Raw genomic sequence first — 724 nt, 5'->3', positions numbered from 1 at the left:
GTCCGCGCGCGACTCGGAGCGCCGTCGCAGCCGCCCGGGCCGCGCGAGCCACTGCGGGCCTCGATCCGCGCGGGCCTCGCCTTCATCTGGCGGCACGAGGCGCTGCAGCCGATCTTCGTCACCTCTGCCGCATTGAACTTCGGTGCCAACGGGCTTCTGCTGACGTTGATCATCGCCTTGCAACAGCGCGCGGTCGCACCGTCGGTGATCGGGCTCCTCGAGACGGGCCTGGCCGCCGGGATGCTGGTAGGCGCGGCGGTGCTGCCCACGGTCAGCCGGCCGATCCGCCGGATCCCGCTGCTGTCCAAGGTGGATCCGGTCGAGGACCTCGGGGCGGCGGTGGGCGAGGCGAGCGAGCCGGGGCAGTCGACGCCGTCTTAGGTCACCCCAGGGCCAGCGCCAGGGTGGCGGCACTGACCGCTGCCACGGCACACACGGCCCCCTCGATCCCCATGCGTCGCAATGACACCCGGACCCCCGCACGATGGCAGCGGTCCCGCCACAGGAGCGTGGCCAGCGAGGCCCAGACCGTGATGAGCGGGCCACAGTTGACGCCGACCAGCAGCGCCGCGAGGCGGTTGGGGTCGGTGTCGGCGACCGGCTCCAGCGCCAGGTAGGCAGGCAGGTTGTTGACCAGGTTGGCGCTGCCCGCCCCCACGCCCGCGACGCGGAGCAGGTCGGCCCCACCGGCGCCGGTCCCGGCCCAGTCGCGCAGCAGGTCGGT

General features: G+C 73.6%; 2 pseudogenes. One reads left to right on the top strand and one right to left on the bottom strand.

Annotation, left to right across the window (positions count from 1 at the left end):
- Positions 1 to 381: pseudogene (locus FRW57_RS23755) on the top strand (hypothetical protein); the annotation flags it as partial.
- A 1-nt stretch (position 382) separates the two neighbouring features.
- Here the strand turns inward: FRW57_RS23755 and FRW57_RS22415 are convergent.
- Positions 383 to 724 (bottom strand): annotated as a pseudogene (locus FRW57_RS22415) (arsenic transporter); the annotation flags it as partial.

Source organism: Segeticoccus rhizosphaerae, from assembly GCF_009192725.1.
GTDB classification, from domain to species: domain Bacteria; phylum Actinomycetota; class Actinomycetes; order Actinomycetales; family Dermatophilaceae; genus Segeticoccus; species Segeticoccus rhizosphaerae.
Note: the sequence above shows the minus strand (reverse complement) of the source record. Positions and strands in the feature narration are given on the sequence as shown.